Source organism: Nocardia sp. Root136 (genome assembly GCF_001427185.1).
In the GTDB taxonomy this organism is placed as follows: domain Bacteria; phylum Actinomycetota; class Actinomycetes; order Mycobacteriales; family Mycobacteriaceae; genus Nocardia; species Nocardia salmonicida.
This window is the reverse complement of the sequence record NZ_LMFE01000009.1, coordinates 81,337-101,261: the sequence shown is the minus strand read 5'-3', so window position 1 is coordinate 101,261 and position 19,925 is coordinate 81,337. Positions and strand designations below refer to the sequence as shown.

The 19,925-nt window shown below is 67.5% G+C and carries 19 protein-coding genes and 1 pseudogene; 11 read left to right on the top strand and 9 right to left on the bottom strand.

The window, feature by feature from the left end; genetic code table 11:
* Window positions 1-2: 2 nt before the first annotated feature.
* From ASD42_RS23805 to ASD42_RS23795, 3 genes are read right to left on the bottom strand one after another with little or no spacing between them, the layout of a single operon-like run.
* A complete protein-coding gene (locus tag ASD42_RS23805) occupies window positions 3-1,475 on the bottom strand; it encodes an aldehyde dehydrogenase family protein (RefSeq protein WP_056820715.1) in 1,473 nt (490 codons plus the stop codon).
* A gap of 19 nt (window positions 1,476-1,494) precedes the next feature.
* Complete coding sequence (locus tag ASD42_RS23800; protein WP_056820714.1) at window positions 1,495-2,526, bottom strand: PDR/VanB family oxidoreductase; 1,032 nt, start codon at window positions 2,524-2,526, stop codon at window positions 1,495-1,497.
* The gene (locus tag ASD42_RS23795) at window positions 2,523-3,404 is read right to left on the bottom strand and encodes a metal-dependent hydrolase (RefSeq protein WP_056820713.1); all 882 of its coding nucleotides are present in this window, start codon (window positions 3,402-3,404) and stop codon (window positions 2,523-2,525) included. Before ASD42_RS23795 ends, ASD42_RS23800 begins: the two co-directional genes overlap by 4 nt.
* A 99-nt stretch (window positions 3,405-3,503) precedes the next feature.
* On the opposite strand from ASD42_RS23795, the gene ASD42_RS23790 reads away from it, so the two are divergent.
* Window positions 3,504-4,121, top strand: a complete 618-nt coding sequence (locus tag ASD42_RS23790) for a TetR/AcrR family transcriptional regulator (protein WP_056820711.1) — start codon at window positions 3,504-3,506, stop codon at window positions 4,119-4,121.
* Window positions 4,122-4,175: 54 nt separating this feature from the next.
* Here the strand turns inward: ASD42_RS23790 and ASD42_RS33975 are convergent.
* A pseudogene (locus tag ASD42_RS33975) lies at window positions 4,176-4,751 on the bottom strand (acyl-CoA dehydrogenase family protein); the annotation flags it as partial.
* 189 nt (window positions 4,752-4,940) lie between these two features.
* On the opposite strand from ASD42_RS33975, the gene ASD42_RS23780 reads away from it, so the two are divergent.
* Genes ASD42_RS23780 through ASD42_RS23750 form a run of 7 tightly spaced genes read left to right on the top strand, consistent with a single transcriptional unit; the run spans window position 4,941 to window position 11,523 of the window.
* The gene (locus ASD42_RS23780) at window positions 4,941-6,440 is read left to right on the top strand and encodes a CoA-acylating methylmalonate-semialdehyde dehydrogenase (RefSeq protein WP_056820708.1); all 1,500 of its coding nucleotides are present in this window, start codon (window positions 4,941-4,943) and stop codon (window positions 6,438-6,440) included.
* Between the two features lie 7 nt (window positions 6,441-6,447).
* A complete protein-coding gene (locus ASD42_RS23775; protein WP_056820706.1) occupies window positions 6,448-7,587 on the top strand; it encodes an acyl-CoA dehydrogenase family protein in 1,140 nt (379 codons plus the stop codon).
* Window positions 7,584-8,654: an enoyl-CoA hydratase/isomerase family protein gene (locus tag ASD42_RS23770; protein ID WP_056820705.1), complete on the top strand. Its 1,071-nt coding sequence runs from the start codon at window positions 7,584-7,586 to the stop codon at window positions 8,652-8,654. The genes ASD42_RS23775 and ASD42_RS23770 overlap by 4 nt, the downstream gene beginning before the upstream one ends.
* Complete coding sequence (gene mmsB, locus ASD42_RS23765; protein ID WP_056820704.1) at window positions 8,651-9,547, top strand: 3-hydroxyisobutyrate dehydrogenase; 897 nt, start codon at window positions 8,651-8,653, stop codon at window positions 9,545-9,547. Before ASD42_RS23770 ends, mmsB begins: the two co-directional genes overlap by 4 nt.
* Window positions 9,544-10,320, top strand: coding sequence for an enoyl-CoA hydratase (locus ASD42_RS23760; protein WP_056820703.1), 777 nt, complete (start codon window positions 9,544-9,546; stop codon window positions 10,318-10,320). Before mmsB ends, ASD42_RS23760 begins: the two co-directional genes overlap by 4 nt.
* A gap of 13 nt (window positions 10,321-10,333) precedes the next feature.
* Window positions 10,334-11,011 carry a TetR/AcrR family transcriptional regulator gene (locus ASD42_RS23755; RefSeq protein WP_056820702.1) on the top strand — a complete coding sequence of 226 codons (678 nt, stop codon included), beginning with the start codon at window positions 10,334-10,336 and terminating at the stop codon, window positions 11,009-11,011.
* A gap of 2 nt (window positions 11,012-11,013) precedes the next feature.
* Window positions 11,014-11,523 carry an SRPBCC family protein gene (locus ASD42_RS23750; protein WP_056820700.1) on the top strand — a complete coding sequence of 170 codons (510 nt, stop codon included), beginning with the start codon at window positions 11,014-11,016 and terminating at the stop codon, window positions 11,521-11,523.
* 27 nt (window positions 11,524-11,550) lie between these two features.
* Here ASD42_RS23750 and ASD42_RS23745 read toward each other — a convergent pair whose 3' ends face one another.
* Window positions 11,551-12,192, bottom strand: a complete 642-nt coding sequence (locus ASD42_RS23745) for a response regulator transcription factor (protein ID WP_056820953.1) — start codon at window positions 12,190-12,192, stop codon at window positions 11,551-11,553.
* Between the two features lie 26 nt (window positions 12,193-12,218).
* Window positions 12,219-13,616 (bottom strand): sensor histidine kinase, encoded by a 1,398-nt coding sequence (locus ASD42_RS23740; RefSeq protein ID WP_056820952.1) that lies wholly within the window; start codon window positions 13,614-13,616, stop codon window positions 12,219-12,221.
* A gap of 117 nt (window positions 13,617-13,733) precedes the next feature.
* Between ASD42_RS23740 and ASD42_RS23735 the strand changes: the two genes are divergently transcribed.
* Both ASD42_RS23735 and ASD42_RS23730 read left to right on the top strand, forming a co-directional pair.
* The gene (locus ASD42_RS23735; protein ID WP_056820951.1) at window positions 13,734-14,840 is read left to right on the top strand and encodes an alpha/beta hydrolase; all 1,107 of its coding nucleotides are present in this window, start codon (window positions 13,734-13,736) and stop codon (window positions 14,838-14,840) included.
* Window positions 14,841-14,921: 81 nt separating this feature from the next.
* Complete coding sequence (locus tag ASD42_RS23730) at window positions 14,922-15,551, top strand: hypothetical protein (RefSeq protein WP_056820698.1); 630 nt, start codon at window positions 14,922-14,924, stop codon at window positions 15,549-15,551.
* Between the two features lie 4 nt (window positions 15,552-15,555).
* Here the strand turns inward: ASD42_RS23730 and ASD42_RS23725 are convergent, their stop codons facing one another.
* Window positions 15,556-15,807, bottom strand: coding sequence for a hypothetical protein (locus ASD42_RS23725; RefSeq protein ID WP_131816541.1), 252 nt, complete (start codon window positions 15,805-15,807; stop codon window positions 15,556-15,558).
* 236 nt (window positions 15,808-16,043) lie between these two features.
* On the opposite strand from ASD42_RS23725, the gene ASD42_RS23720 reads away from it, so the two are divergent.
* Window positions 16,044-17,117, top strand: coding sequence for a fatty acid desaturase family protein (locus ASD42_RS23720; RefSeq protein ID WP_056820694.1), 1,074 nt, complete (start codon window positions 16,044-16,046; stop codon window positions 17,115-17,117).
* A gap of 12 nt (window positions 17,118-17,129) precedes the next feature.
* On the opposite strand, the gene ASD42_RS23715 is transcribed toward ASD42_RS23720, so the two are convergent.
* A complete protein-coding gene (locus ASD42_RS23715; protein ID WP_235569801.1) occupies window positions 17,130-19,370 on the bottom strand; it encodes a molybdopterin-dependent oxidoreductase in 2,241 nt (746 codons plus the stop codon).
* A gap of 33 nt (window positions 19,371-19,403) precedes the next feature.
* Window positions 19,404-19,865 (bottom strand): PaaI family thioesterase, encoded by a 462-nt coding sequence (locus ASD42_RS23710; protein WP_082844275.1) that lies wholly within the window; start codon window positions 19,863-19,865, stop codon window positions 19,404-19,406.
* Window positions 19,866-19,925: the final 60 nt, after the last annotated feature.

The following is a 19,925-nucleotide window of genomic DNA, read 5'->3' as shown; positions in this document are numbered from 1 at the left end:
GGTCAGCCGATCCTTCCGTGCAGCACCGACACCAGGCGATCGACGACGGTGTCGATCCGGGCGCTGCGGGTGAACGTCGTGAGCGCCAGCGGCGAGGAGAACCGTTGCCGAGTAGTCGCTTTGGCGTAGGTGAACTCGCGCAGGCCGTCGGGACCGTGCACGCGGCCGAAGCCGGAGGCGCCGACCCCGCCCAGCGGCAGCGCGGGGATGGTGGCGTGCGCGACGAACGCGTTGATCGAGGTGGCGCCCGCCTCGATGCGGTCGGCGATCGCGTCGCCGTCGCGCTGGGCGAACACGGTGGCGCCGAGTCCGTATTCGGAGTCGTTGACCAGCTCGATCGCCTCGTCCATGGACGCGACCCTGGTCACGACCAGCGTCGGGCCGAAGGTCTCCTCGGTGACCGCCGCGCTGTCGTGCGGCACGTCGACCAGGATGGTCGGCTGCACGAACTGGCCGTCGATGGCGTCGGGCCCGCCGAGCAGTGCCCGGCCGCCGCGCGCGAGGGCGTCCTCGATGTGGCGCCGGATCACCGCGAGCTGCTTGGGCATGGTGATCGGACCGATCTTCGCCGCGCCCGTCCCGGCTCGCAGGTCGGCCGCGCGGTCGAGCAATTCGGTGAGGAACGCGTCGTAGACGTCGGTGTGGACGTAGATCCGCTCCACCCCGAGGCAGGTCTGCCCGGCATTGGACATGCCGCCCCACAGTGCCGCGTCGGCCGCGGCGCCGAGGTCGGCGTCGGCGTCGACGACGAGTGCGTCCTTGCCGCCGCACTCCATGAGCACCGGGGTGAGCCGTTGCGCGCAGGCGGCCATCACGCGCTTGCCGGTCTCGGTGGAACCGGTGAACCCGATCTTGCCGACCCGGCTGCGGCACAGCGCCGCGCCGGTCTCACCGCCGCCGGTGATCACCTGCAGGACGGGCTGTTCGGGGACAGCGCGGGCGAACGCCTCGGCGAGCCAGATGCCGACCCCCGGGGTGTATTCGCTGGGCTTGAACACGACCGCGTTGCCTGCGGCCAGGGCGAACGAGATCGAGCCGAGCGGGGTGAACACCGGGTAGTTCCACGGGCCGATCACCCCGACCACGCCGAAGGGGCGGTATTCAACCCGGCAGGCCTGGTTGACGGTCAACAGACTGGGTGCGACCGAACGCGAGCCGAGCACGTCTTTCGCGTTGTGCGCGGCCCATTTCAGGTGTTCGAGCGCCATCACGATCTCGAGCGCGGCATCGGAGTGCGGCTTGCCCATCTCCCGGCTCATGATGCGGGCCAGTTCGTCACGGCCGCGGGTGATCTCGGTTCGCCAGCGATCGAGGCGACGGGCGCGCTCGTCGAAACCCGCTGCCCGCCACCAGGTCGCGGCACCGTGGGCCCGGTCGACGGCCGCCTCGACGGCGCTCTCGTCGTGGCTGGGATAGGAACCGACCAGGGCGCCGGTCGCCGGACTGTGGACGTCGAAGGTGAGGGTGGTGGTCATGGGACCATGCCTTTCGCGGTCAGAGATCCAGCGTGAGCGCGCCACCGGCGGAACGGGACACGCAGGTGAGCATCTGGTCGGCGCGCTCGCCCGCCGGGAGCAGTCGGTCGCGGTGATCGATCTCGCCCGCGACGACCTTGGTCTTGCAGCTGCCGCAGAAGCCCTGCCGGCAGGAGTAGGCGACGTCGGGTCGCGCCCGGCGGATCGCGTCGAGCGCGGTCTCGGTGCTGCCGACGCGCAGGGTCTCGCCGCTCCGGGCGAGGGTGATGTCGAATTCCTCGCCGTCGGTCACCGGCCGCGCCGAGAACAGTTCGGTGTGCAGCGAGGCAGTGGGATTCACCGCGAACAGGCTGTGCTGGGCGGCGTCGAGCATCGGGGCGGGCCCGCACACGTAGACCGCGGCGCCACGAGCGGCGGTGGCGAGCAGCGCGGGCAGGTCGGGTGTGCCGAACTCGTCGTCGGGGCGCACGTCGGTGCCCGCGGGGAGCTCGCCGAGGAACGGCATGGTCTCCCGTGATCGGCCCAGGTAGACCAGCCGTCCGCGACCACCGGCGGCGCGCGCCATCGGCAGGATCGGGGTGATCCCGATACCCCCGGCGATGAACAGGTACGACGGGGCGGTCTCGACGAAGGTGAACGCGTTGCGCGGACCGCGGATGCGCAGCCGATCACCCGAGCGAAGGGTGTGCATCTCCCGCGACCCACCGTCGCCGGCGTCGAGGCGCCGCACCGCGATGCGGTAGCGGTGGCGGTCGCGCGGATCGCCGCACAGGGAGTACTGGCGTTGGCGACCCGAGGCCAGGAAGACATCGATGTGGGAACCCGGCCGCCACGACGGCAGAGACCCTCCTTCGACGCCGGCCAGGGTCAGGCTCACCACGTCGGCGGCCTCGGCGTGTACCGCTTCTACCCGGACGTCGAGGTCGAAGCCGTTGTGTCGCACCGGACGTGGCGGCGACAGCGTGGGCTGGGTGAACACCTTCTTGTAGACGTCGACGGCGGCACCGATGACCCGCAGGCTCGGTGTCGCGGCCGCGGTGGAAGGGTTCACGCGCGCGCCGCCGGCGAATGCGCCAGGTACCGCAGGGCGTTGTCCATCGAACCCAGTTGGGAGGGATGGAAACTCGGCCGCAGATAGCGTGGCATCTCGGTGACGAAGGTCGTGAAGCTCGGGATCACTCCGCGCACTGTCGCGCTCACGAACTGCCTGGCCCAGGAACGGCCCTTGTCCTTGCTCGGATCCTGGCGATACAGGTACGCGGTCGAGATGATGAACAGCGGCAGCAGGGTTCCGCTGGCGAGCAGCCCGGTGCGCAGTCGCCGGGCGTAACCGCCGTCGACGTGCATGTAGGCGTCGAACACCACGCTGCGGTGCTCGACCTCTTCGGCGCCGTGCCAGCGCACCAGATCGAGCATGGTCGGATCCATCCCGAGCTCGGCCAGCACATCCGATTCCAGCAGCCACTCGCCGATGACGGCGGTGAAGTGCTCCATCCCGGCGAACAGGCCGAGACGTTCCTTGAGCCATTCCTCCTTGGCGCGGCCGGTGAGTCCCTGGTCGCCCAGTACTCGGTCGACCAGCCAGCCGATCTTGGCGACGTAGGACTCGACATCGAGTCCGATCGACTGCAGATGCCGTCGCGCGCCTTCGTGGCTGCTGGCGTGCATCGATTCCTGGCCGATGAACCCGGTGACCTCCTCCCGCAGCCGCTCGTCCTCGATATAGGGCAGGGCCTCGGCGAGGCAGGTTGCCATCGCTCGTTCGCCTTCGGGAAGTACGAGATGCATCACATTGGTGACATGTGTCGCGAGTACTTCGCCCGGGATGTAGTGCATGGGCACCGACGAGAAGTCGAAATGCACATCCCGCGCGTGAATTGCGTGCGCTTCTTCCTGATAGGAGCGCGCCGTTGCACTGTTATCAGCCATACCGGAACCGTACAGTGCAACAAATAGTATCGCAATGTTGCAGACGAATCCGGTCTGTGGTTGTGATCGGCACCCCGCCGCGCCTGATACCGTCGAAGCGTGCTCTCCACCGCCGCGACCTCGGGGAATTCGCCCACCGCCGACTCGGTCGAAGAACGAATTCTCGATGCCGCCCTCGTGCAGTTCGAGCGGGTCGGCGTGCGCAAAACGACGATCGAGGACATCGCCAAGGCCGCCGATGTCGACCGCGCCACCGTCTACCGGCGCATCGGGTCGCGCGACGATGTCGTGAGCGCGGCCTTCGAGCGGGAAGTGCGCAGGCTGCTCGTCGACCTGGGGGAGATCCCGGCGCGCCACGACACTTTCGACGACATCGTCGTCGACGTCTTCACCACCGTGATCACGCGCTGGCGGGCGCACCCGCTGGTCGAGCGGTTGCTGACGCTGGAGGCCGACCGTCTGCTGCCCCAACTCACCGTCGACGGCGCGTCGTTCTTCCTGCTCTCGGTCGCCGCGTCCACCGAGATCATCCGAAAGGTGCTCGAGGACAATCGATTCCCCGACATCCCCGATCTCGGCGCCCGGGTGGAAGTGGTCTGCCGGGTGGTGCACTCGCTGATCCTGCAGCCGGTCGGCACCATCGATACCGGCTCGGAGCAGGCCCTGGCGTCGTTCGCCCGCACCTACGTGCTCCCGATTCTGGTACCCGGGTCGTAGCCGCAGGTCGACGCGTCAGGGGAAGCGGGCGATCAGGTCCTTCATGACCTCAAGGGTGCGCACGACGGTCGCGATCGTCGCGCAGTCGGCCAGCTCGAAGCGGGTGTTCTGCATGGCGAACAGCGGCTTGCCGAAGGCGTTGCGCTGCTTGACATAGGCCAGCGTCTCGTCCACCGCGGCCTCGATCGCGGCCGCGGCCGCTTACCCCGCAGATCAGTCGTTCCTGCGGCAGCTGCTGCATGAGCTGGATGAAGCCCTGGCCCTCAGCGGTGCCGAGCAGGTTCGCCTGCGGCACCCGTAGCGCGTCGAAGAACAGTTCGGTTACGACAGCAGGTAGTGCGGCACGATGCCGGTGTGCACCCCCAGCTGCATCGAGGAGTCGCCGCCCTTGACCTGCTCGGTGAACAGCTCCGCCTCGTGCGCGAAAGTGCCACCGCCGCCGCCGTATTCCTCGGGAATCGACATGCACAGCAGGCCGAGATCGCCGACCTGGCGGTAGACCTCGCGGCTCGGAAATCCCTGCGCGGCGAACTCCTCGCGGTGGGGCGCGACGGTGTTGACGAAGAAGCCGCGGGCCAGCTCGGACAGGCCCTGTAGTTCGGACTCGGTATCGGTGTCGACGGTGCTCATCGAGTTCCTCTTCTCGTTTCGATGGTCTGTGCACCAGAGTGAAGACCTTGTTGGCGTTATGTCAATAGTGGGATCCGCTGTTGACAAAGGGGCAACGGTCCTGCGATCGTACCAATTGCTTGGACGTCCAACTATTGGACAACCTTCCACTGTGCGCGGCGCGCACCGACCTCAACGACTAGGACTGGCATGGCTCGCGAACTCACGCACTTCATCGGCGGTAAGCACGTCACCGGCACATCCGGCGCCTTCGGCGACGTCTTCGATCCGAATCTCGGGCAGGTGCAGGCCAGGGTTCCGCTGGCGAACACCGCCGAGGTGACCGCGGTGATCGACAACGCGGCCGCGGCTCAGCCGGTGTGGGCGGCGTTCAACGCGCAGAAGCGCGCCAGGGTGCTGATGAAGTTCGTGAGCCTGGTCAACGACGAGATCGACAGCCTGGCCGCCCTGCTCTCGTCCGAGCACGGCAAGACCATCGCCGACGCCAAGGGCGACATCCAGCGTGGCCTCGAGGTCATCGAGTTCGCCATCGGCATCCCGCACCTGCTCAAGGGTGAGTACAGCGACAGCGCGGGCACCGGCATCGACGTGTACTCGATGCGGCAGCCGCTGGGCGTCGTCGCGGGCATCACGCCGTTCAACTTCCCGGCGATGATCCCGCTGTGGAAGGCCGGACCGGCGCTGGCCTGTGGCAACGCCTTCGTGCTCAAGCCCTCTGAGCGTGATCCCTCGGTACCGCTGCGCCTGGCCGAGCTGTTCCTCGAGGCCGGTCTGCCGCCGGGTGTGTTCAACGTGGTCAACGGTGGCAAGGAAGCCGTCGACGCGATCCTGCACGATCGTCGGATCAAGGCGGTCGGCTTCGTCGGCTCGACCCCGATCGCCCAGTACATCTACGAGACCGCCACCGCCAACGGCAAGCGCGCACAGTGCTTCGGCGGGGCCAAGAACCACGCGGTGGTCATGCCCGATGCCGACCTCGACGACGTCGCCGATCAGCTCATCGGCGCGGCGTACGGGTCCGCGGGAGAGCGCTGCATGGCGCTGTCGGTGGCGGTGCCGGTGGGGCAGGAGACCGCGGACCGGCTGGTCGCGAAGCTCACCGAGCGGGTGCACAAGCTCAATGTCGGCCGCTCCGACGACCCGGGCGCCGATTTCGGTCCGCTGGTCGGACTCGATGGCGTCAACCGGGTCAACGACTACGTCCAGATCGGTGTCGACGAGGGCGCGCAGCTGCTGGTAGACGGCCGCGGACTGTCCGTGGACGGCGCCGAGGACGGCTTCTTCGTGGGCGCGAGCCTGTTCGACAACGTCACCTCCGAAATGCGGATCTACAAGGAAGAGATCTTCGGCCCGGTGCTGACCGTGGTGCGCGCGGCCGACTACGAGGAGGCGCTGCGGTTGGTCGACGAGCACGAATACGGCAACGGCGTCGCGATCTTCACCCGCGACGGCGACACCGCCCGCGATTTCTCTTCCCGCGTGCAGGTCGGCATGGTCGGGGTCAATGTGCCGATCCCGGTGCCGATCGCCTACTTCACCTTCGGTGGCTGGAAGGGCTCGGGCTTCGGCGATCTCAACCAGCACGGCCCGGATTCGATCCGGTTCTACACCAAGACCAAGACGGTCACCCAGCGTTGGCCTGCCGGGCTCAAGGAGTCCAACGCGTTCGTGATTCCGACGATGGACTGAGGCGGCGATGTTCACTCTCGATGCGGACGAGCGCGCGATCGGTGACACCGCGCGCCAATTCGCCGACGAGTTCTTGGCGCCCGACGCGCTGGATTGGGATGAGCGCAAACACTTTCCGGTCGATGTGCTGCGCAAGGCAGGCCCGCTCGGACTCGGCGGCATCTCGGTACGCGCCGATGTGGGCGGCTCCGAACTGCGCAGGCTCGACGCGGTGCGGATCTTCGAACAGCTCTCCACCGGGTGCCCCTCGGTGTCGGCGTACATCTCGATCCACAATATGGCGACCTGGATGATCGATGCCTACGGCACCGAGCAGCAGCGTCACCGGTGGGTGCCGGGGATGGCGTCGTTGGAGTTGCTCGGCAGCTATGCCCTCACCGAGCCGGGCATCGGCTCGGACGCGGCGGCCTTGGGCACCAAGGCCATTCGCGACGGTGAGGACTACATCCTCACCGGCGCCAAGCAATTCATCTCCGGCGCGGGCTCCAACGACGTGTACGTGATGATGGTGCGCACCGGTGGGGAAGGCCCGCGCGGCATCTCGGCGCTGATCGTCCCGGCTGATACACCGGGTCTGACAGTGGGACCGAACGAACGGAAGATGGGCTGGAACGCCCAGCCGACCCGCCAGGTCCTGCTCGACGGCGCCAGGGTGCCGGTCGCCAATCGCCTCGGCGAGGAAGGCGAGGGCTTCTCGATCGCGATGAACGGCCTCAACGGCGGCCGACTCAATATCGCCGCGTGCTCGCTCGGCGGTGCGCAGGCCGCGCTCGACAAGACCGTCCGCTACCTCACTGAACGCCACGCCTTCGGTAAACCCCTGGTGCGCAACGAGGCACTGCAGTTCGAGCTCGCCGATATGGCCACCGAACTGGAGGCGGCGCGGACGCTGCTGTGGCGGGCCGCGGCCGCGCTCGACGCGGACGCGCCCGACAAGGTCACCCTGTGCGCGATGGCGAAGCGATTCGCCACCGACACCGGTTTCGAGGTGGCCAACAAGGCGCTGCAATTGCACGGCGGCTACGGCTACCTGCACGAATACGGCCTCGAGAAGATCGTGCGCGACCTGCGCGTGCACCAGATCCTCGAGGGCACCAACGAAATCATGCGGGTGGTCGTCGCCCGCTCGCTGATCGGAGCAGCATGACCGACGAACCCGAAGTGCTGATCGCTGTGCGTGAGGGCCTCGGCCTGATCACCCTGAACCGGCCCAAGGCCATCAACGCGCTCAATCACGCGATGACCCTGGCCATCACCGACGCGCTGCGGTCCTGGGCCGACGACGACGCGGTGCGCACCGTCGTGGTCACCGGCGCGGGCGAGCGCGGACTCTGCGCGGGCGGCGACATCGTCGCCATCCACGCCGACGCGAAAGGCGGTACGGCGGGCGCCGATTCGCCGACCGGACAGTTCTGGCGCGACGAGTACCTGCTCAACGCGCTGATCGGCAGCTATCCCAAGCCGTACGTGGTGATCATGGACGGCATCGTGATGGGCGGCGGCGTCGGCCTGGCCGGGCACGGCAGCCATCGCATCGTCACCGAACGGTCCAAGATCGGGATGCCCGAGGTCGGCATCGGTTTCGTCCCCGACGTCGGCGGCACCTACCTGCTCTCGCGGGCGCCGGGCGAGATCGGCACCCATGTGGCGCTGACCACCGCGCGGATGAACGCGGGCGACGCGATCGCGGCCGGTTTCGCCGACTACTACGTGCCTTCCGGCAACCTCGACGCCCTGCTCGACGCCCTGCGCACGGCAGGCGCCGACGAGGCGATCGCACCGTTCACCGCGGCCGCGCCTGCCTCGGAGTTGCTCGCTCAGCAGAGCTGGATCGACGCCTGCTACCGCGCGGACACCGTGGAGGAGATCGTGGCCGGGTTGCGCGCCCACGAATCACCCGATGCCGCCAAGGCCGCCGAGGACCTGCTGGCCAAATCGCCGGTGGCGCTGAAGGTCACGCTTCGTTCGCTGCGGGCGGCACGTGAACTGACGAGCCTCGAGGCGGTGCTCGACCAGGAATACCGGGTCTCGGTCGCCGCGCTCAGCTCCAACGACCTGGTCGAGGGCATCCGGGCCCAGGTGATCGACAAGGACCGCAATCCCCAGTGGCGGCCGGCAACCCTCGCCGAGGTGACCGATGATCAGGTGGCGGCCTACTTCACTGATCTCGGTGCGGCGGAACTGGAATCGACGACAGCGAAGGCACAGCGATGACGAAGAAGATCGGTTTCCTCGGGCTCGGACACATGGGCGGCCCGATGGCGGCGAACCTGGTGCGCGCGGGGTACGACGTGCTCGCCTTCGACCCGGTGCCCGCCGCACAGGAGCAGGCGCGCACCGACGGCGCGACCGTGGTGGCCACCGCCGCCGAGGCCGCCGTCGACCGTGACGTGGTGATCACCATGCTGCCCAACGGCAAACTCGTGCTCGACGTCTACGCCGAGCTGCTGCCCGCCGCCACGGCGGGCACGCTGTTCATCGACTGTTCGACCATCGATGTGGCCGACGCGAAAGCGGTTGCGGCACTGGCCGTCACGGCCGGTCACCGCCCGCTGGACGCGCCGGTCTCCGGTGGCGTCGCCGGTGCCACCGCGGGCACCCTCACCTTCATGGTGGGCGGCGCGGCAGCCGACTTCGCCGATGCGGGTGACGTGCTCGCGGTGATGGGCGGCAAGGTGGTGCACTGCGGTGGCGCCGGTGTGGGTCAGGCCGCCAAGATCTGCAACAACATGCTGCTCGGGATCTCCATGATCGGGCTGTCGGAGGCGCTGGTGCTCGGTGAGCGGCTCGGCCTGAGCCACCAGTCGTTCTTCGACGTGGTGTCCACCGCGTCGGGCCAGAGCTGGGCGCTGACCAGCTACTGCCCCGTGCCCGGCCCGGTGCCCGCCAGCCCGGCCAACAACGACTACCAGCCCGGCTTCGCCACCGCGCTGATGTCGAAAGACCTCACCCTGGCCGCGAACGCGTTGCAGGCCAACGGGATCGACGGTCAGCTCGGCGAACTCGCCGCCGCGATCTACGCGCGGTTCAACCAGACCGACGCCGGGCGGGACTTCTCCGCCATCGTCACCGACATTCGCGACCGCTCCGGCGAGGTTTCCGAATGACCGACTACGAGACCATCCTGGTCGAGACCAAGAACCGCGTCGGCTGGATCACGCTGAATCGACCGAAGGCGCTCAACGCGCTCAACAGCGCGGTGCTCGACGACATCGTCGCCGCGCTCGACGCGTTGGGTCGTGACGACGAGGTCGGCGCGGTCGTGATCACCGGCTCCGCCAAGGCTTTCGCGGCGGGCGCCGACATCAAGGAGATGGCGCCCAAGTCGTACATGGACATGTTCATGGACGACTACTTCGCTCGCTGGGACCGGCTCGCGCAGTTCCGCAAGCCGACCGTCGCCGCGGTCGCGGGGTACGCGCTGGGCGGTGGCTGTGAGCTGGCCATGCTCTGCGACATCCTGATCGCCGCCGACACCGCGCAATTCGGCCAGCCCGAGATCAAGCTGGGCGTGATCCCCGGCATCGGCGGCTCGCAACGGCTCACCCGCGCGGTGGGCAAGGCCAAGGCGATGGACATGGTGCTGACCGGTCGCACGATCGGCGCCGAGGAGGCCGAACGCGCCGGACTCGTCTCGCGCATCGTGCCCGCTGACGACCTGCTCGATGTCGCGGCGGAGGTGGCCGAGACCATTGCGGCCAAGTCGCTGCCGGTCGCGATGATCGCCAAGGAGGCGGTGAACCGGTCCTTCGAGACCACCCTCGCGGAGGGAATCCGGTTCGAGCGCCGCGTCTTCCATTCGCTGTTCGCGATCGAGGACCAGACCGAAGGCATGAACGCCTTCGTCGACAAACGGCCACCGAACTTCACCCATCGCTAGTGATCGGTCTGCGATGACGACGATGCGCGGCGACACCCGGCACCCGGTGACCTCGGGTGCCGGGGGAGCGGCCACGTCGGCGGCAGGGCTTCGGGGGCCCGCGGCACGGGCCCACCGGCGGCAGACGATGTTGGACGCGGCGCAGGAGGTGTTCGTCGCCCACGGATATCACGGCGCCAAGATGGACGAGATCAGCGCGCGGTCCGGGATCAGCAAGCCGGTGCTCTACGATCATTTCGCGAGCAAGCTGGATCTGTATCTCGTTGTGCTGCAACTCAATCTGGACCGGATGGTCGACGGTGTCCGGGTGGCCGTCGCGGCGGACACCGAGCCGCGCCGCCGGGTACGCGGGGCGGTGCAGGCCTACTTCGACTTCGTCGAATACGACCTCGGCGGGTATGTGCTGGTGTTCGAATCGCCGGTGCCCAGCGAACCGTGCGTCGAATGGCGGGTGCGCAACGCGATGCGTGACTGTGCCGTCCTGGTGAGCGCCGAACTGCGGGCGGTGGGTGTGGATGCGACCAGGGCCGACATCCACGCCTGGGGACTGGTCGGTCTCAGCCGCCTCGCGGCCAGCCACTGGCTGGAAGCGGGGCGGCCCATCTCGAAAAAGGACGCGGTCGACACCGCGTCCGCCCTGTGCTGGAACGGACTATCGACAGTCGATCGACAACAGGAAGAACACCGATAGCTATGGCTCAGGCATTCGCATTGACCGAATCCGACGACGAATTCCTCGCGAGCGCGTCGAACCGCTACGTCCACGTCCTCGATATTCCCGCGCCGCCGTCGGAGGTCTGGGCGGCCCTGGTCGCCGACGACGCGCTGGTGTCGTGGTCCGGGCTGGTCACCGGCATGCGGTGGACCACGCCGCGACCGTTCGGCGTCGGCTCCGGCCGCATTGTCACACTCGGGCGCATCGCCGCGCTCACCGAACGGTTCTACCGCTGGGACGACCAGCGGCGCATGACTTTCACCGTCGACTTCGCCTCGATCCCGGGACTGCGTCGCTTCGCCGAGGACATCGAGCTGACGTCGACCGCCACCGGAACCAGGCTGACGTGGACCTTCGCCGTGGAGGGCAAGCCCGCCCTGCAACTGCTGTTGCGCTCGACGAGCGCGGTGACCGAGCGGATCACCGGCTCCATCGCCAAGGGCATCGTGGGCCGCGTCGCCGCGACGGCACCGACCGCGGGCGAGTAACGGCCGACGTGCGTGGGGTTGCGCGGTTCACCCTTTGAGCCGCAGAACCGCCAGCACCCTGCGGTGGCGGGTATCCGACGGCGGCAGATCGAGTTTGGTGAAGATATTGCCGATGTGCTTCTCGACGGCCCGCTCGGTGACGGTGAGCGAGGCGGCGATGGCGTTGTTGGTGAGTCCCTGGGCCATCAGCTCGAGCACCTCGCGCTCGCGCGGGGTGAGCCGGGCCAGCGAATCCTGTTGCCGGGACGCGCCCATCAGCTGACTCACCACCTCGGGGTCGAGGGCGGTGCCGCCGGTGGCGACCCGATGCAGTGCGTCGACGAAATCACCCACGTCGGCGACGCGGTCCTTGAGGAGATAGCCGACGCCGCTGGCTCCGGCGGCGAGAAGTTCTGTCGCGTACCGGGTTTCGATCCACTGTGAGAACACGAGCACGCCGGTGCCCGGATGTTTCCTGCGCAGTTCGATGGCGGCCAGCAGGCCCTCGTCGGTGAAGGTGGGCGGCATCCGCACATCCACCACCGCGACGTCGGGCCGGTGGGTCTCGACGATCTCGCTCAGCGACGTCGCGTCGCCGACCATCGCCACCACCTCGTGTCCGCGTTCGGTGAGCAGCCCGGCCAGCCCGTCGCGCAGGATGGCGCTGTCCTCGGCGATCACCACCCGCAGGGGTCCGTGCGATGCACTGCCCGCGGTCACTGCGGGCCCTCGTTCGGCAGGATCATGGTCACCACGGTAGGCCCGCCGACCGGACTGTCGACGGTGAGCGTGCCGTCGACGGACAGCGCACGCGCGGCGAGCCCGGCCAACCCGCTACCGGTCACGGTCGGCGTGCCGGGGTGGGGCGCACCACCGATTCCGTTGTCGCGCACGGTGACCGCGAGGCGGCGCCCGCCCTCGGGCAACACCGACACGGTGGCCTGGCTCGCGTGCGCGTGCTTGACGACGTTGGTGAGGAGTTCGGCGACGGAGAAGTAGGCGATCGCCTCGATGGCCGGGCTCGGCCGGTGGGGGATCTGCACCCGCAGGTCGACCGGCACCGCGCAGCGGGCGGTGAGCGTCTCCAGCGCCGGGCCGAGGCCGAGCTCGAGCGCGGGGGGATGGATGCCACGGACCAGTTCGCGCAGTTCGGTCAACGCCTCCTTGGAGTTGGCGCGCGCCTCGGCGACGAGGTCGCGCGCGTCGCCGCCCGCGGCCAGGCGTTCTTCGGCCCTGCCCAGCGCCATGGCGATGGTGACCAGCCGAGCCTGCGTGCCGTCGTGCAGGTCGCGTTCGACCCGGCGCAGCGTGGCGGTCGCATCGTCCACCGCGGCCCGTCTGCTGGCCCGCAGTTCCGCCAGTTGCCGGTCGCGCGGTGTCGCCGCCAACAGGCCGACGATCAGCATCCGATGCAACCAGCAGACGCTACGGACCAGCCACGGCAGTGCGAAACACAGCAGGACGCCGATCCCGGACAGGGCGAGCGCGCGCGGCCAGGTGTCGATGTAGAACGTGCCGAATTGCGCCAGACTGTGGTGCTCGACGCCGTTGTCGTCCACCTGGACCGGATCCAGCAGCACCCACGGGATGGGCGAGAGCGCCGTGAACCCGACCATCGCGATCACCACGAGCACGACGTAGCCGACCGCGACACCGAGCACCGATTGCGCGATCAGGAACAACGCGACCCGCCAGCTGGGCCGATCGGTGAACGCGCTCTTCAGGAAGCCGAACAGGCCGCTCGCCCTGGTGAAATCCGGTGGCGAGTCGACCCGGGTCCCGAGCAGTGCGCCGCCGAGGAACCGATAGATCCTGCCCCATACCCGCCCGCCGAGCAGCACGGTCGCCAGCAACGGAATGCCGATGAGCAGGATCGACGCGTACAGTCCGCCGCCGAACCCGAAGAACAGGTAGCACACGGCCACACAGCCGAGCACGAACGACAGGACCAGGTAGGCGAGTTCCTTCCAGGTCCTGGCTTCGATCGGCGCGCGCAGTACGGCGGTCAACGGTCCGGTGCGGCGTCGCGGTTCATCCTGTGGTGCGTCGAGCGCGACGGTCGGCTCGTCGGCGAGGTCGATCACGAGGGTCGACTCGGCTGGTTTCTCGGTCATGACTCCATGGTTGTCGTCGCGACGCGGAAATTCGATCGAGCTGCCCACCGAGTCGATGGTGTGGTGAGCTACACCATGAATGCGGCGCAACCACATTCACAGCTGGAGGAGGGCGCTATGGGCCAGGACGTCGACTTTCCGGGGCTGGCGGACGGAGTCAGATCCCGCTTCCTCGACGATGTCAACGGGTTGCGCGTTCATATCCTCGAGTCCGGTCACGTCGGTTCCGGTCGTCCGCTGGTGTTGCTGCTGCACGGATTTCCCGAACTGGCGTACTCCTGGCGCAAGGTCTTGGCGCCGCTGGCCGACGCCGGATTCCACGTGGTGGCTCCTGACCAACGCGGCTACGGCCGGACCACCGGCAGCGATGCCACCGACCTCGCATCCTTCCGAACCGACAACCTGGCCGGGGACGCCCTCGAGCTCATCCGCGCGCTCGGCTACGACCGGGCTCATCTGGTCGGGCACGACTTCGGCTCGGTCGTCGCGGGCTCGGCCACGCTCGGCGACCAACGTGTCATCCAATCGTTGACGTTGATGAGCGCGCCGTTCGCCGGCGCGGGCGTCCCCAAGTCCTCGGCCGAACTCGACACCGCGCTGCGGGCGCTGTCACCACCGCGCAGGCATTACCAGCACTACTTCGCGGGAACGACGAGTGCGTCCGATATCGCCGACGCCCCGCAAGGGATCGCCGACTTCTTGCGCGCGTATTTCCACATGAAGAGCGCGGACTGGCCGGGAAACGCGGACGCCGGGGAACTGCCGGGATCTACCGCACCGGACTTGGCACTTCTGCCGCGCTACTACGTCATGGACGCAGGCCTCAGCATGCCGGAAACCGTAGCGCCGCACTTCCCTTCCTCGCAGCAGCGGGCCACGTGTGAATGGCTGACCGAGGAAGAACTGAATTTCTACGCACGGGAATTCGGTCGAACCGGATTTCAGGGCGCACTCAATTGGTACGCGGCCCTGACGCTGCCCAACCCCGCAGCACAGCGCGACTCGCGAATAGAAGTGCCCACGCAATTCATCGCCGGACGGTCTGATTGGGGTGTGTGGCAATCGCCCGGTGCGCTGCGCACGATGGCGGACGTCGTCTGCGCTCGATTCGCCGACTCCGTGTTGATACCCGATGCCGGTCATTGGGTCCAACAGGAGCAGCCACGGCCCGTCATCGAACAGATCTCGAGATTTCTCGGCGACATCGAGATCGGCCGAAGTTGATTCCGTTTTCGGCGTCAGTGCGTAATCGGGACAGAGCGGGGTAAGCGCTACATAGTTCTGTTCTCCGATGATGGAGGCGTCATGATGAATGTCGACGAGAAAGTCTCGACCGGGAACGGCGGACGGTTTCATATTCCGCGTAGCCGGGGCGCGCTGGGCGGGCTGGTGGTGCTGCTTCTCGGCATCTGGGGCGCACTCATTCCGTTTGTCGGCCCCTATTTCGATTTCGCCTACACCCCCGACGAGGCGTGGGTCTGGACGTCGGCTCGTGGCTGGCTCGAGGTCCTGCCGGGCGCCGTCGCGATCGTCGGTGGGCTGCTCATGCTGCTGAGCCGGAACAGGCTGGTCGCCAGCTTCGGTGGCTGGCTGGCGGTGGCGGCGGGCGTGTGGTTCGTGATCGGGCCGTTCCTGGCTGCGGTGCTGCGACTCGGGGCCATCGGCGAGCCGGTCGCCACCTCGGATCTGAAGCGTGCGCTGCTGGAGCTGACGTACTTCTACGGACTCGGCGCGCTGATCCTGTTCTTCGCCGCGAGCTCACTGGGACGCCTGTCGGTGCGCAGTGCGCGGGATATCGCCTTCGCCGAACGCACGCGTGGCGTCGATCAGCGCCGTGTGGTCGAGGAAGAAGAAGTGGTGGTTCCCGCCGACGGGAAGCAATCGACTACCCGCCGCTTTCCTCCCCCCACCGACGTCCGGCACCGGCCGGTCTGACGGACTACGCCGCTTTGACGGTGACCATCGTGTCGGCGCTGGGGAAATCGAGCACGCGCAGACGGCCGGTGACCAGGTCGACCGTGTCGGCGACCACACGGCCCGCGCGACGCGCGTCGTCGGCGAAGCTCGTGCTGACCACCCGGTAGCTGCGCTTGGCGGTGAGTACGACATCGCCTGCCCGCAGCGACCCGGCCGCGGTGGGGGGCTCGGTCGGGATCGTCGACTGCGCCGGTCTGCGTATGAGCTCGATCAAATTCAGCAACCTGGTCTCCACACTGTGAAACGCCTGCTAAGACGTCCCGTTCGCCCGATTCGCGAACGGTATCGACATCTTTTTACCCAGGGACGTCTGGTTTGAACCCTCGGTTTCGAGCACGGACTCGACTGCCGGTGCTGTGGGGTTGCCCCGCGATATCACCCCGCAGTCCGATTCTGTCTCATACCAAGGGATTACGGCCGACGAGAATCTGAGCGATAGCTTCGGGATCTATGACAACACCTGCTCTGGTCCCCGAATCATCTCCACGGTCACCGCGGCGCGGCGCCGACGGTGACTACGCCCGCCTGTTGCGCCGAATCTCCGAGGCGGGGCTGATGGGCAGACGTCCTTTCTACTACGCCGTGCGGCTCAGCCTCGTCGGGATCGCGTTCGTCGGCGGGTGGGCGGCGTTCGTTCTCGTCGGCGATTCGTGGTGGACGCTGCTGGTCGCGGCGTTCATGGCCGTGACGTTCGCGCAAGTCGCACTCGTGATGCATGACGTCGCGCACCGTCAAGTCTTCCGGCTACGACAGCCGACCGAGCTCGTGGGAAGACTCGTCGGCAACGCGGGCATCGGTCTCGGCTACGGCTGGTGGCAGGACAAACACACCCGTCATCACGCCAATCCGAACCACGAGGAACTCGACCCCGATGTCGCGCCCGACATTCTGGTCTGGTCACAGCGGCAGGCCCGGTCCAGCCGCGGTCTGCCCCGGCTCATCGGACGGGCCCAGGCGTTCCTGTTCTTTCCCCTGTTGCTGCTCGAGGGCCTGAACCTCCATGTGGCCGGCGTTCGCGCGCTGCGCAATCAGTCGGTCAAACACCGCGGATGGGAGGGCGCGCTGCTGTTCGGCCACTTCGCCCTCTACCTGACCGCACTGTTCGCGGTTCTGCCCGCCGACAAAGCTCTCGTGTTCCTCGCTGTCCACCAGGGTCTTTTCGGCCTGTACATGGGCTGCATCTTCGCCCCGAACCACAAAGGTATGCCGACCTCGACCGGCGACGACCGCCCCGACTACCTCCGTCGCCAGGTCCTGACGTCCCGCAATGTGCGCGGTGGCGCGGTGACCGATCTCGCCCTGGGCGGACTCAACTATCAGATCGAACACCACCTGTTCCCGAGTATGCCGACGCCGAACCTGCGTCACGCCCAGGTGATCGTCCGCGACTACTGCGCCGAGATCGGTGTGCCGTACCACGAAACCGGACTCGTCTCCTCCTACCGCGAGGCACTGACGCACCTGCACCACGTCGGCGCCCCGCTGCGCCACTCCGATACCGAAGCGCCACAACGTAATCAGTGAAAAGTGCCCGGGTCAGGCTGTCGGGAGGGGTTCGACCCGGGCGGGTACGTGTTTGTGCCAGGGGGTGGCGGAGTACTCGTCGCGCCGTCGCAGATCGGTGAGGTCGTTGGGCGCCACACCGGTGCGCTGGTCAGTTCCGGGGAGGTCGAGCCCGAGACCGTTGGGGAGGGAGATATGGCCGTTCTGCATTCGGTCGTTGAGTTCGACCGTCGCGGTCGCGGAGCCGCGGTTGGTGGTGATCAGTGCTCGACCGCCGTCGGCCAGTCCGAGGCGCTCGGCATCGGCAGGGCTGATACGCAGTGCGCCGGTGGTATCGCGGCGGCGCCAACTGTCGTCACGGAAGATCGTGTTCGCGGTGAACGCGCGGCGCTCGCCCGCCGACAGCACGAAGGGGTATTCGTCGCTGGTGTGCGCCCATTCCCTGCGGTCGAGACCTCGCAGGGATTCGAGCAGGGGCGTAATGGTCAGGTTGATCGGCAGATTGCGTGCGGGCACGTAGGTCCAGCAGCCGCCGTCGAGTTCGTCGGCGGTCACCGCGACGCCGGATCGTTCGGTGAGCATCGCGGTGAACAGTGCCTCGGCGTTCGCATGGCCGACGCGGCGCATGGATTTCCGATGCAGATGCGCGACGCGCTGGGCCAGAGCCCACAGCACTGCCGCTGACCGTGCGCCGCCGGGCAGGGTCGGGCCGAGCGTTTCGTACAGCAGGAAGGGGGCCATGCCCGCGGCCTTCTTGTCGAGTGCGAGCAGCGCGAGAAACGTCAGACCATAGACCTTGCGGCCGAAGCGCAACGCGCCTTTCAGCACCGACAACGCCAGCGGGCGGGCGGCACCGAGCTCGCGGATCAGGCGGGCATAGATTTCCGGCTCGGCCAACGTACCTGGCAGCGGCTCGAGCAGCGGGGCACGGAGCTGGAAGGTGTTGATCGGGAATTCGAGGTTGAAGAAGGTCGCTTCCCACTTCTCGAACTGACTCGCCGCCGGAAGGACATAGTGGGCGCGACGAGCGGTCTCGGTCATCGCGACATCGATCACGACGCTGAGTTCGAGGGACTCGAATGCCTCACGGAAGCGCTGCGAATCCGCCAGCGAATGCGCGGGGTTAGAGGATTCGACGATCATCGCGCGGAACCGCTGCGGATGATCGGTGAGAATCTCCTCGGCGATGACATTGGCGGGCACGAGACCGCCGGGCATCGGCACTCCGGTCACCGGCGTGGTCTTCATCTTCACCGAGTAGTTGATCAGCGGGACCACCCACGAGTGCATCTGCATGGCGCCGCGGGTGGCGAAGTTCCCGGTGAGCAACCAGGTCAGCTTGTTCAGGTATGACACCAGTGTGCTGTTCGGACTCTGTTGCACACCCAGATCCTCGTAGGTCGACACACTCTCCGCGGTCCCGATCAACTGCGCGGCCTTGCGGACCGATGCGGGATCGACGCCGCTCAGGTGGGCATACGCGTCGACATCGATGGTGCGCAGGGCGGCGAGCACCGGCTCGGCCTCGGTCGTGTGTGCGGCGAGGAACTCGTGGTCGACCAGATCCTGCTGAACAATCACACCGAGAATCGCGGCCAGGCACCACGCGTCGGTGCCCGGTCTGATCTGCAGGTGGATGTCGGCCATATCGGCGGTCTCGGTGCGCACCGGGTCGAGCACGATCATGGTGCGTGCGGGGTCCTTGGCGATGTTCTGGAGCACGGTGCGGGCGCGCGAAACGCCGTGCGACTGCCACGGATTCTTACCGATGAACACGCTGACCTGCGCGTGTTCGAAGTCGCCGTGGGTATGTCCGCCGGTCAGATGGGCGTCGACCCAGGCCTCGCCGAGTTTTTCCTGAGCGAGCGCGTTGGAGCGATAACGTCCGCCGACGGCACGCAGCAACGCGCCGCTGTACGCGCCGCCCAGGTGGTTGCCCTGTCCGCCGCCACCGTAGAAGAAGATCGATTCCCCACCGTGGGTGTCGCGCACCGCGCGCAGTCGGTCGGCGATCTCGGTGATCGCGACATCCCAGCTGATCTCGGTGTAGGTGCCGTCGTTCTCGCGCCGCAGCGGTGAGGTGATCCGGGTGCCGCCGTTCTGATAATGGTCCAGCCGCAACGCCTTGTTGCAGGTGTACCCGGCGGACCCGGGATGGGCCTTGTCGCCGCGGATTTTCGCGAACCGCCGTCCTTCGACCTTGACGGTTATTCCGCAGTTGTTCTCACACAGAATGCACGCACTGGCCTGCCATTCCCCGCTGTCGTTCGTCACGTGAGCCTCCTCGACCGGCATCGACTTCCCCCGTCAGCGATGGATGATGCAGGTGGTGGTGGCGTGGGCGACGAGTTTGCCCGCTTCGTCGTGCACCTTGCCTTCCGCTGTCGCCGTGGTGCGGCCGACGTGCAGCGTCGAGCCGGTGGCGATGAGGCGGCGGCCGTGGATCGGCACGGACCGGATGTAGTTGACCTTCAGCTCCAACGTGCCGTACCCGACCCCCGCGTCCAGCGCGGAATGAATCGCGCAGCCCATCACCGAGTCCAGCAAGGTCGCGCAGATTCCGCCGTGGGTGGTGCCGAGTGGGTTCGCGAAATCGGGTCGGGTGACGAGGCTGAACGACACCCGGCCGAACTCGAGTTCCTCGATCGTCATTCCGAGCAGCGAGCCGATTCCTACTCGATCGGGCATCGCGGCCGCGGCGCGGAGCAGGTCGAGGCCGCTCATGGTGGCGAAATCCGGCGTTTCGGGGTGGTGCGTTGTGGTGGTCATGGTGCCCTCTCCTGATAGACCGATCGTTCTATCATCGGTGACGATACCGTATGATGAACT